We start from the raw sequence: 15,042 nt of genomic DNA, 5'->3' as shown, positions 1-15,042 counted from the left end.
CCCGGAGACGAGCGTCCCCGGGTTGACCGGCCTTCCGGAAGGGCACCGCATGTCCCCGTCACCCGTTTCTCCCGTTCCGATCAACCTTGTTGACAAGCTTGCACAGTTCAGTGACCTGTGGTCACAGAAGAAGGTGGCCGACCTCAACGACTACGAGGTCAAGCTCGCCAAGCTCAAGGGGGAGTTCGTCTGGCACACCCACGACGACACTGATGAACTGTTCCTGGTCATCAGCGGTCGGCTCACCATCCAGCTCAGGGACGGCGACGTGGTGCTCGAACCCGGCGAGCTGTTCGTGGTTCCCCGAGGTGTCGAACACTGCCCGGTGGCAGACGAAGAGACCGCCATCCTGCTGCTCGAACCGGCCGGCACGCTCAACACCGGTGACGCGGAAGGGCCGAGGACCAAGGCGGCCGAGACTCTCAACTAGAGCAGTCGAGATTCTCAACTAGAGTGGTGGAGGCAGTCGTTCAGCTGGTGAAGCGCAGGACTGAATCGAGCCGAGCCGAGCTGAACCGAGGCGAAGTGACCTGAGGTGCGGCGGAGTAGATGCGCCGAACTGAGCTGACGGGGGTCCTCGGCGGGCAACTGCGGCCGGGTTCACCGGCGGTGTCGGCCGGCCCAGCTGGGACCGGCCGCCGACTCAGCTGACTGAGCCAGGACCTGACGCTACCTCCGCTTCCACCTCACCACCCTCCCGCCCCAAAGGGTCTGTTTCGCCATCAACTACAACTTTACCGACTCTTGGTGTAGTTGAATCAAATTTCACATCAGTCTCGAACGCAACAGCGGCGAACGCAACATTCCGGATTCGTCGCTGTCACAAGGCTGGGCGAGAGGCAACAGCAAGATGATAAAGAGCAGAAAGATCCGCTTTGGGAGCCGCCTGATGGCGGTGTCCGCGGCATCACTGGGACTGGTCGCGGCGATGGCGATGCCCGCTGCCGCGGATGACGAGCCCACCCGGGAGCAGCTCATAAGTGACTGCGCTTCCGGTGAGGGGAAGTGCACCTTCAACGAGCCGACCCTCGGCAAGGCGTACCTCGGAGACTTCCGCCAGGTCTCCAACTCCCTCTACAACTGCAGCACTTCGGATGCCACGCAGTCGATGGGCTGGACGGACACGGTGGGTTCGACGGACTCCGCGGGCGTCTCGGTCACCGCCGGCGGAAAGATCGCCGGTCTCATCGACCTGAGTGTGACCGCGACCTACAGTCACACATGGTCGAGCTCGCACACCGAGAACAGCTCCCTGAACATGACGGTGAAGCCCGGCGAGGTGGGCTGGATCTCCCGTGCACAGGTCATGCAGACGGTTTCCGGCACCTGGCAGACCCACTACGACAGCCCGAAGTGGGGCCATTACTTCTGGTTCGTGCCGGACACCGTCACCGGCCCTGCGACCAACGGTACAGACGGGCAGAGCAATGCGGTGACCGTCAAGTCACGGAAGATGACCGCGGCGGAGAAGGCTTCGTGCTCCTCCGAGACGAAGAAGGGCCGGGCGTTCGTGGTGAAGCGCTGACCACGGCGTGACCAGTGTGCCTCCCGGCTCAGTAGCGGGCCGGGAGACACACACATCCCCGCTACCGGACCAGAAGATCCACCGCACGTCCATCAGGGTCGGTCAGGACCCGCCGACCGGCCGGCCGTGACGCGTCCTCCACGCAGAGCCCGAGCCTGAGTGAGCCCGTCGCGGGCCGCCCCGGGCTCACCGGATACAGCTCGAGGACAACATCGTCGTCGAGCACGGCTGCGTAGTGCTCGGGGCCGTCGCCGTGCCGCTCCCGTTCGAAGGCGAGGCCAAGACCGGCATAGAAGTCACGGCACGCTTCGAGGCGTTCGGTGTAGATGACGATGAGATGGGCGCGCATGGTGAGCTCCTGGGATGTGGGCTGGGGCGGTACCACTACGCCCTTTTGGGGCGGTCCCGGTCCCGGTCCCGGTCTCGGTCCCGGTCCCGGTCTCGGTCCCGGAACCCTTGACCGTTCATGACCTGTCGGTCAGTAAGCAGCGAGCTCACCGGCAGCGCGGTCAGTCATATTGACTTTACTGTCACGGGCGCGGGCGGCCACTGCCAACTGGATGAGTGCCCCGGCGCCGAAGACGAGGTTGCCGAGTACGCCGGTGGCACGTGGGACGTCCGTCTCCCACGCGTGCAGGAAACCCACCCGGACATAGGTGAGCAGCGCGGCACCGGCAAGGGCGAGGCAGTGTGCGGCGCCCCAGCCCCGGCTGCACGACCACCGTACGCACAAGGTCACGAGGACTCCGGCCGGTACGAACCACCCGCCGACCGGTGCCCAGTCCGAGATGTCGTCGGGCAAGAGCGTGTCGCGGATCCAGTACAGGCTGCATCCGCCGAACGCCATGGCGCCCACCACCCACCACCCATGGGCTCGGCGCGGTGGCGTCCACCCGGTACACCGGCCGTCGGCCGAGCGCGAACGCCAGCACGACCAGCGCCGTGATGGCGATCCCCGCTCGGGCGAACTGCGCCGGCGACGCTACGGAACCCCCGGCATCGTGCTGGGCGACGGCAAGGAACACCGAGCCCGCCGCGAGCACCACGCCGGTGAGCGTCAATTCGGCGTTGCCCGACCAAGGGCGCGTGCGGTCGCGACCGAAGGCCTCCGTGATCGCGATCGGTACGCAGATACTCCAGACCGTGCGCATCGACACCACGTCCTGGATCAGCGCGACGCTGGTACCGAGCGTCGGAACGTACGTCTGGGCGTAGTCAGCACCCATGTCGACGCCACCGTGGTGGGGGTTCCCCAGCATCTGGTCGATCGCCCCTTCCTCGATTCAGGGCGTAGGCCGCCGCGAGCAGCACCGTCTGAAGAACAGGGCGACCACCGACCCGACGCGGGCTGCTGCCACCGGCCCCGCGACCCTGGCGGTGTGCACGACTTTCGATCACGCCTCATCGCCAGGGCGGCGGACCATCGACGGCATCGGCCGACCGGTCAGGCCGGCCGGCCAACCGGCCACAACCTCAGTGCGGACGTCAGTTCACATCGACGTTGTCGAAAAGCTCCAGCATCCTCGCGAGAACCCGTACGCAAGCAGTCACGTCGGCGTCGGTCAGGTCCCCGTCCACCTGACGCAGCAAGGCATGCTCGCGGGCCGTCACAGCGGTGATTGCCGCCCTGCCCCGGTCGGTCAGCCGGATCAGCGAAGACCGCTGTTGAGCGGGGTTCGGGATGATCTCGACGAGCTGCTCCGCCGCGGCGTCGTTGACCATGCGCTCCACGAATTGCCGAATCAGCGCCTGTGCACGGCTCATCTGAGGGACAGCCATGGGCCCGTTTTCGCGGAGCAGGTCCAGGACGGCGCGCACGCCGACGGACAAGTCCCTCGATCGGTTCGGCCTGCTCCACCTTGCGTTGCACGCGGCGGTAATGCGGATCCACGAGGGCGAACACCACTGTCAGCCGGTCGGCGAGGTCATCGGGCGCGAGGGGCAGGTCGGTGTCGTCGGCCACTCAACCATGATGACACCTTGGTTGCCATTCTCGACGGGAGATGGAACCTTGGTTGTCATGACAGCCGATTCTGACCTGCGCTCGTTCGAGACCGAGGATGGCCACCTCGCCTACCGTGACGTCGGTGCGGGCCCGCCGCTCGTGCTGCTGCACGGCGGTTTCCTGGACCACGGCATGTGGGACGACCAAGTGCCTTTCCTCGCACCGGACTACCGGGTGATCGCGCCGGACGCCCGCGGCCACGGAGCATCCTCGAACGCGAGCAGCCCGTTCCGTCACACCGATGACGTCGCCGCCCTGTTACGCCACCTCGGCGTCGGCCCCGCCGTCCTCGTCGGACTGTCGATGGGTGCGAGCATCGCGGTCGACACCGCGCTGGAGCACCCGGATCTGATACGTGCGCTCGTCGTCAGCGGCGCCGGGACCAGCGAGCCCGAGTTCCAGGACCCCTGGGTCAAGGACATCCAGGCCGAGTGGGCCCGTACCACAGCCGCTGGCGACGCCGAAGGCTTCGTCAACGCGCATCTGCTGTTCGCGGCCGGCCCGCACCGCACGCTCGACGACGTCGACCCGAACGTCGTACGACGACTGTGGGAGATGGCCGGGCGGACGATCGCCAAGCACACAGGCACCGAACCGATGCAACTCGTGCCCGTGACCGAGACGTGGACGCGGGCAGCGAAGATCACGATCCCGGTGTTGGCCATCAATGGCGGCATCGATTCGGACGACCACATCGGGATGGCGGAACGGCTCGTACACACCGTCACCAACGGCCGTGCGGCAACGGTCGAAGTCACCGCGCACTACCCCAACATGGAGCGACCGGAGGCCTTCAACACGATCCTTGGGGAATTCCTGCAGACCGTATTCGCTCACGAGAGCTGACGCAGGGGTCTGTCGCGTCGGCAGGTGATGACGCAACAGGTTGGTTGGAGAAACGCGTCGCGGATGACGTCGTGAGTGTCGTCGCGGATGACGTCGTGGATCTCCCAGCGGACCCGCTGCCGGCAGCCCGCAGCTGGCAGCTGGCAGCGCCCCGGTTTACCGCGGCTCCGCATCGTGGGCCACGAGGGCCAGCTGGATGCATCCCACCGAGAAGTGGAGGCGCGCGCCGATCTCGCCGTTGGACAGCCCTTCGGCGACGCGGCGGCGATCTCCCGCTCCCGGTCCGACAGCTCGGCGATCCGTCTGCGGGCCTGCCCCGCGCGGGTGTCGGAGCCCGCCGCCGCGTGCCGCATCAGTGTGGGCGCCACGGACGGGGAGGGGCACCGGCTCCCCGCAGGCCGCATGGCCGTCTCCCCCGCCCGCGTCTGCGTCTGCGTCTGCGTCTGCGTCTGCGGGGTCGTTCTGCTCCGGTCCGGCCATTTCCTCCCGCCCACCGGCAATGGGTGGAGGGCGAAGAGTTCGACCCTCATAACGACATCCCCGTCGCTTTCGAGCTGGCGCTCAGACCGCATGCCTTCCTGGCGGCGGGCGTTGAAGTCGCGGACACGGCAAGGCAGCCATGGAGTTCGACGGCCCCTGGGACTGGTGGCCCTTGGGCGGCGACGAACCAGACATGTCCGTATGGCCGTTGACGCTGCTGGCCCGGTCGGGAATGCCGGGTGCCCATGCGGACACCGCAGCAGTCACCGAGGCCACCAGCGAGGGCTCTCAGGGCGCCAGGCGAACTGAGCGAACACGGAGTGGCTTTTGGTCGACGGTGGTGTTGCAACGGCGTACAGCGGTTCCTTTCGGTCATCTCCCTCGGTTACTTGCACTATGCGCTGGGTGTTCCACTTACAGTCCCGCCATGACGCATGGTCATTACGTTTCGCTGCTCTCTGGACAGCGCTCTGAACAGCTCTCACCCCGGCAACTGCCTCCGCATGAAGGCACGTTGCCGGATACGGTGTCCGCCGGATGGGCGGTGCGGTGTCGGGGTGGCCGGCAGGTGGCGGATCCGACGTTCCGGTTGAGCCGATGAGTGCGGCGACGGCAGCCGGCGGTCGGGTGCTGGTGGCCGGGGCGTACTCGGTCGATCTCGTGTTCCAGGGGCTGGCAGGGCCGGTCTCGTACGGAACGGAGGTGTGGGCCGAGGGGTTCAGCATGGTGCCCGGCGGGGCGTACACGCTGGCCATGGGGCTGCGGCGGCTGGGCCGCGACGTGGTGTGGGCTGCGGACTTCGGCAATGACGCGTTCAGCGAGGCTGTTCTCGCGGCCGCGCGGGATGAGGATCTGGATGAGCGGGGTTTCCGTCACCACCCGCGCCCGCAGCGCAATGTCACGGTCGCGTTGTCCCATCCGGGTGACCGGGCGATGGTCTCCTACGGGGATCCGGTCGTCGCCCGCCCGCTCGCGGAGCTGATCGATACCTACCGGCCGGCAGTGGTGATGCTGCCGTTCCTCCAGTACGGGCCCGAGGTGTCCGACGCCTTGGATCTCGCCGCGCGATCGGGGGCGGAGGTGTTCATGGACTGTCAGGACTTTGCCGGCAGTGTCGACATGCCCGAGGTGGCGAAAGTGCTTGGTCAGGTCGGGGTGTTCGCTCCCAATGCGGCGGAGGCGCTGCGGGTGACCGGGACCGGCTCCGTCGATGATGCGCTCGAGGTGCTGGCGGGCTTGGTGCCCACAGTGGTCATCAAACAGGACAGCAAGGGCGCCGTCGCTGCTGAGAAAGGTGTACGGGTCGTACAGCCGTCGGTGCCGGTGGAAGTGGTGGACACCACCGGCGCGGGCGACTGCTTCAACGTCGGCTTCATACACAGCCGCTTGGCAGGCGGAACGATCGCCGAGTGTCTGGCCGCCGGCGTCGCCTGCGGAGCTGCGTCCGTCACCGCTGCGGGATCGGGCGGCGCGCTGGACGCGGCGGGGCTGAGGCAGTGGCTCGCGCGCCTCTCTGCATGACAGTCGCTCCACGTGACTGGCACTCCGTGTGACCGGTCACTGCGCATGACAGGCACTCACTCTCACTCGCTCGGTACGACAGACACTTCGCATGGCAGCACTCCGTACGGCCGACACTTCGCACGGCAGCCGCTCCGTACGACGGACACTCCCTACGACGGACACTCCGGCAATTCGACACTCCGTGCGGCCAGCGCTTCGCATGACAGGCACTCCGTACGACGGAGACTTCGCATGACGGGCACTCCGTGCGACGGTCACCCCACATGACAGCCGCTTCACCGCACAAGGACACACATCCCACGACAACCGGGGGGCACAAGGATGGCATCGCTGGTCTCCGACGAGCAGGCTTCGCAGGAGCCGTCAATCGCAGGCGTGGGCGGGGGCGTCAAGGTGCTGGTCACCGACCTTGACGGCACATTGCTCGGTGGTGACAGCACGGACCGTCGGCGACTGCGACAGGCGCTTGACCGTCACCCCGAAGTGACCGTGGTGTTCGCGACCGGCCGCTCACTGCCGTCCATCGAGCGGATCCTTCGCCGGGACCCACTCGTCCCCAGCCCCCGGTGGATCATCGGGGATGTCGGAGCGAGTGTGATCGACGGGACGGACCGGAGCCAGGTCGACATCCTGCAGAACCAGCTGCGGCACGGCTGGCCCGGTCAGCAGCGCGTACGCGAGCACCTGTCGCGCTTCCCCGACCTCGTGTACCAGGACGGGGTGGCCCAGGAGGGCCGCTGCTCGTTCTTCCTCCGCCCCGAGCAGCTTTCCGAGGAGCTCACCGATGCGGTGCGGGAGCTGGGCTGCGGCTGGACGTACTCGGCCGACCGGTACTTCGACGTATTGCCCGCCCCGGCGAGCAAAGGCAACGCCCTCGCGCTGCTCGCCCGCAAGCACCAGTGGCCCATGGACTCGATCCTCGTGGCCGGCGACTCGCTCAACGATCTGTCGCTCTTTCAGCTCGGCGCCCACGGCGTCATCATGAGCAACGCCGAACCTGCGCTCCGTGAACAGTTACCTGACCACAGCACCGGCACCCGGACCGGCACCAGCACCAGCACCAGCACCAGCACCAGCACCAGCACCATTCATCGGCCGGACCGTCCCGGGGCGGCCGGCATCCTGTCCGCCCTGGAGAACCTGGGTTGGACCGAAACGCCGCGCCCCGTAGTGATCGGCTACCACCGTCCACCCGTGCGGTGGGCTGACGGCCAATGGCAACAGCCCCTCAGCCCGAACGGAGTCCTGCCCGCGCTGCAGGGCATGTTCAGTATGGACAGCCTTGACGCGGTCTGGGCCACCGCGCTGGTCGAGGACGATGCGGCTCCCCGCCCCCACGCCGGCCACCTGCACGAGGCCGGACTCCCACACGAAACCGGACTCCCACACGAAACTGGACTCCCACACGAAACCGGTCTCCTGCATGAAACCGGCCTCCCCCTGGCGTTCCTTCCGGTGGCTTCCGCCCAGTGGACGGAGTACTTCCACCAAGCGTGCAAGGAAACGCTCTGGCCCGCCCTGATGTCCCAGCCCGACCGCATGCGGAACAGCGCCTCGGCGTGGAGACACTACGAGACGTTCAACGCGCGCTTCGCCGACCACATCAGCGCCCATGCGGCCCGTGGCGCCACGGTCTGGCTGCACGACTACAACCTCTGGCTCGTTCCCGGCATCCTGCACGCCGCGCGCCCGGACCTGCATCTGGGGCTTTTCCACCACACGCCGTTCCCGCCACCGGACACGTTCGCCCGCATCCCCGCCGCCGAGCAGCTCCGTCACTCCCTCGCCTGCCTGGACTGGGCCGGATTCCACACCGCCACGTTTGCCGACCATTTCCGGCAAGCACTCGCCGGTGCCCGCCGTACCCCCCGCACCGGCGTCCACCCCCTCGGCATCGACCGACGAGCCGTCGAAGAACTTGCCCGCACGCGCATCACGCCCGCACCCCGACACGACCACCACGGGCGACGCCGGCCCACCCTGATCCTGTCGGTAGAGCGTCTCGACTACGCCAAGGCTCCCCTCCACAAGGTCCGCGCCCTCGCCACTCTCCTGACCGAAACCCCTGAATTGCGCGGCCAGTTGACCTTCCGCCTCGTATGCCCACCACCCGAACCGGGCATCCGCGTCCACGACACCACGCGCGCCGACCTCGAACGCGCCATCGCTGACCTCAACCGCCTCTGGCACACCGAAAACTGGGAACCCGTCGACTACATCCCTCATTCCTTGTCCTTCGCCGAGGTGGTCGATCACTACCTCGCGGCAGATGTGTTCTGGGTGACCTCTCTGCAGGACGGCATGAACCTCACCGCCAAAGAATTCATCGCCGCCCACGCCGCCACCGGCCGGTCCGGCGTACTCGTCCTCTCCCGCCACGCGGGAGCCGCCTCCCAACTCGGCACCGCCGCCCTGCTCACGGACCCCAACTCACCCGAGAACCTCGTCGACACGCTGCGCCGCGCACTAGCCATGACACCCCAGGAGCGATCGGCCCACCTCACCCGCCTCGCCGCTCTCCTCGACAAGGATCAGACCCCCGCCCGGTGGGCCCGCCAGATCATCACCGCCATCCGGAGGCCGACGTCGGTGGCGGAGGAACGGAGAAAGGCATCATGCACCACTGACGACGGCGCCTGAGCTGCCGCCGCCCGCTACGGGCAGCCGTACGGCCCGCTCGCCGCACAACTCCCTTACGCACGCCCAGCCGTCCGTGCGCACTGCCCGTCCGTGTGCACTGCCGCCCGCACATGCGGTGCGCGCGGACGAACAGCGGGTATCACTCCTGGGAATCCGCTTTTTGCGCTCCCTGGAGCTGCTCATGAAGCACACCCATCCCCTGCCCGGCGACATCGGACTCACTCAAATCTCCGGCGTCACAGGCCGGTTGATCCGCTTCGGACAATGGATCAACGGAGACGGCTTCGCCAACTACGAACACGCCTTCCTGGTCCTGCCCGACGACCGGCTGCTGGAAGCCGAGCCGGGAGGCGCCCGCATCAGACCGCTCAGCCAATACGCCGGCGCCAATGTGCTCTACGTCTGCCCGAAAGGGCTCACAGAGCAGCAGCGCAGCGGCATCTGCAAGGCGGCCACCCGCTATGTCGGGGTGCCGTACAGCTTCCTCGACTACGCCGCGATCGCCGCGCACCGATTCCATCTGCCCGTCCCGGGGCTACGCCGCTACGTCGCCGCCACCGGGCACATGATCTGCTCCCAACTCGTGGACCAGTGCTACCAGGACGCCGGTGTGCATCTCTTCGCCGACGGCCGCTGGCCCGGCTATGTGACGCCGATGGCGTTGTACGAGCTGCTGGCCCGCTGATTCGGGAGCGGGGCAGGGTGCGTTCCCATGCCTGGCGGGTTCTCGCTGAGTTTTTTGCCGCGGGGCCCGCCGGGCGTATCACCGGGTACGACAGCTGCTCGTCACGCGCGGCACCATCGCGTTACGGGGACGAGACGCGTCTCGTCGTCCGCTGCCACCTGGTCTCGCCTTCGTGCCTGTGGCTGGTGGGAGCAAGCCCGGCGGCGGTGGCAACGGCAGCGGAGGCGTGGTGGTCGGGGTGGATATGGGCAATGACGGCTTGCACGGGCTGCGTCTCGAGCCAGCTGACGAGTCCCCGGGCTGCTTCGCTCGCGATGCCGCGTCGCTGCCAGGGAGTCCCCACTACCCAGGCAATCTCCGCGACGCACCCGTGCCCGTACTCGGTCCCGTGTCCGTGTCCGTGTCCGCTGCCGTGGTCGTCGGCAGTGGCAGTGGCAGTGGCAGTGACCGTCGCCTGGACCGTGCCTGCCAGGTGGCCCTGGTCGCGAAGCTGAATTACCCAGTTGCACCAGGAGACGGTGGGATCGGGCGAACCTGCGACCAGTCGCTCATAGCGGGAGCACAGGGCCTCCGGGCTGGACGGAGCGCCGCCGATGAAGGTGTGCAGGTCCGGGTCGGACAGTACCTCGGCCATCTCTTCGGCGTGCTCGACGAGCAGCGGAAGAAGAATCAGCCGAGTGGTGGGGATGGCCTCGGTCTCCATGGCCTTCACGCTGCCTTCGGTTCAGGGCGTTCACGGGTCCAGGGGTCCAGGGGGTCCAGGGAGAAAGTTCAAGGGCCCATCCCTCGGCCCTGGATCCCTCGCGGTAACGTTTCATATGTCGTTGTTGTCCACCGTGCGAGGGGTTACGGGAACATGCGGAGGCAACCTGTACTGGTCTACGACGGAGACTGTGCCTTCTGCACTTCCTCGGTCCGGTTCGCGGAGCGGCGCCTCCGCCCGCGCTGTGAAGCGGCTCCATGGCAGTTCACCGATCTGGAGAATCTGGGCGTTACGCAACAGCGTGCCGAGCACGAAGTGTTGTGGGTGACGCCGAGCGGATCCGTGCACGGTGGAGCCCAGGCTGTCGCCAAGCTGCTGCTGAGCGCACACGGCGGGTGGCCGCTCGTGGGGGCCTTGCTCACTCTCCCGCCCGTGCGCTGGTTCGCTCGCGGTGTGTACAGGGTCGTCGCGAACAACCGACAGAAGATGCCGGGCGGCACGCCGGCCTGTGCACTGCCCGCCTCCCGCGGTACGCAGAAGCAGGCGTAGCGGCGCGGTCGGCACCCTTCCGGCTGCGCCGAGGCGTGGTCGCGCAGACACGTGGTCCCACCGACGAGTCGCCGGCAGTTGGCAATTGGCAGTTGGCAGTTGGCAGTTGGCAGTTGGCAGTGATGACGGCACAGCGCCCGGTGGCCTTCCTGCCATCCGGGCGCTCGATCCCCTGTCCGCCGCCGTTGCCCCGCTCCCCCATCCCACCCTCGTCCCACGTCGCTTCGTGAGGTCGGCTCCGGGTGACCGGCACACGCGCCCGCCGCCGAACGGTTCCCGGGTCACGCTTTGCGGAGTCCGGTCGGCGTCGGCCGTTCTCAGGTCCCGGACTTGCGGCCGTAGACGTAGACGTCATCACCATTCTTCAGCAGCGACCAGTACTTCTTTGCGTCGTTGCTGCGCATGTTGACGCAGCCGTGCGAGCCAGGGGCCGACCAGACGCTGCCGCTGATGGAGTGGAACGCCTGGCCGCCGTCGAAGAACTGGCTGTACGGCATGGGCACGTCGTAGATGGTCGAGACGTGGTGCAGATTGCGCCAGTAGATCTTCTTGGCGCCGGTGCGGGTCTCGTAGCCGTCGCGGCCGCTGCGGATCGGCACCGGCCCGAACACCAGCCTGGATCCGTCCTGGATCCAGCTGAGCTGGCGGGTCAGATCGACGCAGGCTATTCGCCCCTTGTTGGTGGGGCACTTGTGGGCCTTGTTCGGGTTGTGCCCGGCCGCCTTCTGCTGTGCGACGACGCGCATGACGCCCCAGGTGACGGGGCCTGCGTAGCCGATGTTCGGGGTGATGCCGTGGCTGGTCTGGAAGGCACGGATCGCCCGGCAGTCCGCCGCCGACTGCCGGCCGTCCACCCGAAGCCCGAGGAACTTCTCGGCTTGCTTCTGGTAGGGGCCACGGGTCGCGGTGCACGCGGACGCGGTGGCGGCCTGGGCGGTGGAACCGAAGGCCACCGTCAGCGGAACGGTCAGTGCCGTGAGGGCGAGCGCCGCGCCCGCTCGGCGGACGGCGCGGGGCCGCCGTATACGCAGGTTCAATCGTCGTTTCATGCCCTGTACGACTGTTTGCCCGACCCGCCGGTTGCAGGCGTGACCGACCCGAAATATCTGATACGCCGTACCGTGGCCGGGCCGCCGGGGGACGCACTACACGTCAGGCCCCTCCCCAGCGGGCTCGTCACGGTCAGAGCCGGCCCCGTCACACCCAAGGTCGGTCCGGTCAGCCCGGTAGCCCTCCCGGGAAGTGATGGGGCAGCCGGTGCCGTCCACCCCACCAGGCTGAAGTGATCATGCGTATCTGAACTGACGAGCAGGCCGTCACCTACGGGCTTTCGGCGAACTGCCCACGCGCCCGGAGCGGGAGCGGTCCTTCCTCCTGGGCGATGACCACCACCGTGTCAGTGCCGGCCGGTGCTCAATCCGTCGAGAGCGAGATCGAGGAGGCGTTCGGCCTGCTCTCGCTGTTCGGGTTTTCCGGAGGTGAGAGCGATGCCCGTGAGGCCGGCGAACATGTCGGTTGCGCCGATGTCCGACCGGATGGTGCCGGCGCTGACGCCGGCGTCGAGAAGAGAGGTCAGGGCGGCGAGCATCATCTCGTGGCTTTGCGCGTAGGGGTTGACGCCCGACTCGACGAGGGCCCGCAGGGCGTCGGCCATGCCCAGTTTGGCGGTCGCGTAGTCGATGAAGCGGCCCATCCAGGCGCGCAACGCCTCGCGCGGCGGCATGGTGGCCAGGAGTTCGGGGGCGTCGTCGCACAGCCGGCTCAGCTCGTTGCGGTAGGCGGCCTCGATCAGGATCTCCCGGGTCGGGAAGTTCCGGTAGAGGGTGCCGGTGCCCACGCCGGCCTCCTTGGCGATGCGCTCCAGGTGTGCGTCCAGTCCCTGTTCGGCGAAGACCCGCACCGCGGCGGAGAGGATCTTGTCCCGGTTCCGCTGCGCGTCGGCCCGTAGCGGGCGCCCTGTCTCTCTGGCCATCGGCAGGTCTCCTGTCGTCACGGGTTGCTAAGTGGAGGTGCACCCACTTACAGTCGATGAAGTGGCGGCGCCTCCGGTTCCACTGTAAGGGCATGCGCTGCCCCCTTTCGCTTCCCCGAAGGGGAGTGGCTCCCCCACCCCGCGCCCCTCGGCTGCCACCGAATGGGCGCCACAGTCAGCCGCGGAAACAGCCGCGGGAATCAAGGGGTGCGCCACCAGTTCCGGCGTTGTCGCGGATTGAGCCCTTACATCCCTACTCGCAGCGCCCGCGGCAAAGCACCGCGTGAGCAACCAAGAAACGTCACGGGAGAAAGAGATGAGCCTCTCGCTCGAAGGAAAGGTCGCTGTTGTCACGGGCGGCGCGTCGGGGGTCGGCCTGGGTATCGCCCAGGAATTCGTGGAGCACGGCGCCCGCGTCGTCATCACGGATCTCCAGCAGGCGCAGCTGGACGAAGCGGTCGCGATGATCGGAGCGAACTGTTCAGGAATCGTGGCTGATGTCACGAACCTCGCGGAGATGGAAGCGATGTACCGGGAGGTGATCGCGCGGCACGGGCGGCTCGACGCTGTCGTGGCCAACGCCGGGATCGGCGATCACTCCCCGCTCGGCTCGATCACGGAGGAGCAGTTCGACCGGACCTTCAACGTCAACGCGAAGGGCGTCCTGTTCACCGTCCAGCCGGCGCTGCCGCTGCTGCCGCCCGGCGGAACGGTCGTCATCATCGGGTCGACGGCTTCCATCCAGCCTCCGCGCGGAATGAGCATGTATGGCGGCGCGAAGGCCGCGGTGCGCAATTTCGTCCGGGGCTGGATCCAGGACATCAAGGGGTCAGGCGTCCGGATGAACGTCCTCAGTCCCGGGGCGGTCGACACCGAGTCTCTCCGGCGCGCTCTGGGACAGGCGTTGGGAGCCGATCAGGTCGACGCCGCGGTCAAGTCCATGGGCGAGGGCAACCCCACAGGGCGGGTCGCGCAACCCCGCGAGATGGGCAGGGCCGCGGTGTTCCTCTCCAGCGACGCCTCAAGCTTCATCACGGGCGTGGAGCTCTTTGCGGACGGCGGGATGGCGCAGGTGTGAGGCACCGGCTCGTGCGCAACACTGCGGACGATCGACGGCTTCGCGGCAGGTGCTGTGCACTCCTCGCCGTACTGACCCTGACCGAACGCCGGGTCGTCCACACGCTGCTGCCCGCGGTACCGCACGCTGGCGTTTGCGGCGGTAGCACGTACCGACGGAACCGTGTCACAACGCTTGACGGAGCCCATGACCGAGCTCGTCAAAAAGGTGGAGTGTGTGCTCTCCGCGTACGTCATCAGGCCGCGAGGAAGGCGTCGATGGCTGCGAAGGTGGCGTCGGGGGCTTGACGTGTGGGGATGTGGCTTCGGATCACGCATGAGCTGCCCGCCTTAGGCCGGCATCGCCTCGACGGCGCTGCGCGGAGGACCGACGCGCTGCGGCGATGGCCGCTCGGCGTCCTGGCCGGTGTGGTCGCCGGGATGGTGGCCGGGCCCACCGCTGTCGGGCATCCGCACCTCGTGTCCGGGGATTTCGGGACCAATGGCGTCGAGCAGTACGAGGGGGCTGATGCGGTGTCCGCGGTCGCGAACGGCCATCTCGGAGGCGACCCAGCCGCCGAAGGAACTGCCCAGGACCAGGACGTCGCGCAGGTCATGGTCTTCGAGCAGGTCCAGGTAGGTGATGGCGAGGTCGTCCACGCCGGAGAACCAGTCCGGTCGAGGGGTGCCTTCCCAGCCGGGGTGGGTCGGCGCGAAGACCCGGGGATTGGCCGTGAAGTGGTCGACGATTCCGGTGACGGTGGCCGGGCCGCCGCCACCGTGCAGGACGAGGACGGGCCTACCGTCGCCGACCTCCGTCAGCGTCAAAGGGAGGTCGGGGTGGGGCTGGAGCAGCCGCTGGGTCGTGTCGGTCGTCATGGGTCCTGACCTCCTCAACGATACGAGCGAACGAAGCGAACGAAGCGAACGAAGCGAACGAAGCGAACGAAGCGAACGAAGCGAACGAAGCGAACGAAGCGAACGATGGAGAGTTGCCGGAGCGACGGGTGAGTTGCCGGAGCAGCGGTAAGCCGTCGGAGCACCGGCGAGTTGTTCA

At 67.6% G+C, this 15,042-nt stretch carries 15 protein-coding genes and 1 pseudogene; 9 read left to right on the top strand and 7 right to left on the bottom strand.

Annotated elements, in window-relative coordinates; genetic code table 11:
• Positions 1–49 precede the first annotated feature (49 nt).
• Both KI385_RS40505 and KI385_RS40500 read left to right on the top strand, forming a co-directional pair.
• Positions 50–430: a cupin domain-containing protein gene (locus KI385_RS40505; RefSeq protein WP_238576984.1), complete on the top strand. Its 381-nt coding sequence runs from the start codon at positions 50–52 to the stop codon at positions 428–430.
• Between the two features lie 459 nt (positions 431–889).
• The gene (locus KI385_RS40500) at positions 890–1,525 is read left to right on the top strand and encodes a hypothetical protein (protein ID WP_238576983.1); all 636 of its coding nucleotides are present in this window, start codon (positions 890–892) and stop codon (positions 1,523–1,525) included.
• Between the two features lie 61 nt (positions 1,526–1,586).
• On the opposite strand, the gene KI385_RS40495 is transcribed toward KI385_RS40500, so the two are convergent.
• Positions 1,587–1,874: a VOC family protein gene (locus KI385_RS40495; protein WP_238576982.1), complete on the bottom strand. Its 288-nt coding sequence runs from the start codon at positions 1,872–1,874 to the stop codon at positions 1,587–1,589.
• 129 nt (positions 1,875–2,003) lie between these two features.
• The gene (locus KI385_RS40490; protein ID WP_238576981.1) at positions 2,004–2,372 is read right to left on the bottom strand and encodes a hypothetical protein; all 369 of its coding nucleotides are present in this window, start codon (positions 2,370–2,372) and stop codon (positions 2,004–2,006) included.
• A gap of 239 nt (positions 2,373–2,611) precedes the next feature.
• On the opposite strand from KI385_RS40490, the gene KI385_RS44075 reads away from it, so the two are divergent.
• The gene (locus tag KI385_RS44075) at positions 2,612–2,740 is read left to right on the top strand and encodes a hypothetical protein (RefSeq protein WP_281066956.1); all 129 of its coding nucleotides are present in this window, start codon (positions 2,612–2,614) and stop codon (positions 2,738–2,740) included.
• Between the two features lie 270 nt (positions 2,741–3,010).
• Here the strand turns inward: KI385_RS44075 and KI385_RS40485 are convergent.
• A pseudogene (locus tag KI385_RS40485) lies at positions 3,011–3,488 on the bottom strand (MarR family winged helix-turn-helix transcriptional regulator).
• A gap of 57 nt (positions 3,489–3,545) precedes the next feature.
• Between KI385_RS40485 and KI385_RS40480 the strand changes: the two are divergent.
• The 4 genes from KI385_RS40480 to KI385_RS40465 all read left to right on the top strand — a co-directional run bounded on the left by KI385_RS40480 (position 3,546) and on the right by KI385_RS40465 (position 9,705).
• Complete coding sequence (locus KI385_RS40480; protein ID WP_238576980.1) at positions 3,546–4,376, top strand: alpha/beta fold hydrolase; 831 nt, start codon at positions 3,546–3,548, stop codon at positions 4,374–4,376.
• A gap of 1,077 nt (positions 4,377–5,453) precedes the next feature.
• Positions 5,454–6,377 (top strand): carbohydrate kinase family protein, encoded by a 924-nt coding sequence (locus KI385_RS40475; protein ID WP_238576979.1) that lies wholly within the window; start codon positions 5,454–5,456, stop codon positions 6,375–6,377.
• 324 nt (positions 6,378–6,701) lie between these two features.
• Positions 6,702–9,020 carry a trehalose-6-phosphate synthase gene (locus tag KI385_RS40470; RefSeq protein ID WP_238576978.1) on the top strand — a complete coding sequence of 773 codons (2,319 nt, stop codon included), beginning with the start codon at positions 6,702–6,704 and terminating at the stop codon, positions 9,018–9,020.
• A gap of 181 nt (positions 9,021–9,201) precedes the next feature.
• The gene (locus tag KI385_RS40465; RefSeq protein ID WP_238576977.1) at positions 9,202–9,705 is read left to right on the top strand and encodes a C40 family peptidase; all 504 of its coding nucleotides are present in this window, start codon (positions 9,202–9,204) and stop codon (positions 9,703–9,705) included.
• Between the two features lie 121 nt (positions 9,706–9,826).
• On the opposite strand, the gene KI385_RS40460 is transcribed toward KI385_RS40465, so the two are convergent.
• The gene (locus tag KI385_RS40460; protein WP_238576976.1) at positions 9,827–10,408 is read right to left on the bottom strand and encodes a GNAT family N-acetyltransferase; all 582 of its coding nucleotides are present in this window, start codon (positions 10,406–10,408) and stop codon (positions 9,827–9,829) included.
• Between the two features lie 153 nt (positions 10,409–10,561).
• On the opposite strand from KI385_RS40460, the gene KI385_RS40455 reads away from it, so the two are divergent.
• Entirely contained in the window at positions 10,562–10,957 is a 396-nt protein-coding gene (locus KI385_RS40455) for a thiol-disulfide oxidoreductase DCC family protein (RefSeq protein WP_238576975.1), read from the top strand.
• A gap of 317 nt (positions 10,958–11,274) precedes the next feature.
• Here KI385_RS40455 and KI385_RS40450 read toward each other — a convergent pair whose 3' ends face one another.
• Complete coding sequence (locus KI385_RS40450) at positions 11,275–12,006, bottom strand: L,D-transpeptidase family protein (RefSeq protein WP_238576974.1); 732 nt, start codon at positions 12,004–12,006, stop codon at positions 11,275–11,277.
• A 347-nt stretch (positions 12,007–12,353) separates the two neighbouring features.
• Entirely contained in the window at positions 12,354–12,929 is a 576-nt protein-coding gene (locus KI385_RS40445) for a TetR/AcrR family transcriptional regulator (RefSeq protein ID WP_238576973.1), read from the bottom strand.
• Between the two features lie 316 nt (positions 12,930–13,245).
• Between KI385_RS40445 and KI385_RS40440 the strand changes: the two genes are divergently transcribed.
• Entirely contained in the window at positions 13,246–14,007 is a 762-nt protein-coding gene (locus KI385_RS40440; protein ID WP_281066955.1) for an SDR family NAD(P)-dependent oxidoreductase, read from the top strand.
• Between the two features lie 329 nt (positions 14,008–14,336).
• Here the strand turns inward: KI385_RS40440 and KI385_RS40435 are convergent, their stop codons facing one another.
• Positions 14,337–14,864 carry an alpha/beta fold hydrolase gene (locus KI385_RS40435; RefSeq protein WP_238576971.1) on the bottom strand — a complete coding sequence of 176 codons (528 nt, stop codon included), beginning with the start codon at positions 14,862–14,864 and terminating at the stop codon, positions 14,337–14,339.
• Positions 14,865–15,042: the final 178 nt, after the last annotated feature.

Source organism: Streptomyces inhibens, assembly GCF_022221585.1.
GTDB lineage: Bacteria > Actinomycetota > Actinomycetes > Streptomycetales > Streptomycetaceae > Streptomyces > Streptomyces inhibens.
The sequence above is the reverse complement of the archived record's forward strand: the minus strand, read 5'-3'. Positions and strand labels throughout refer to the sequence as shown.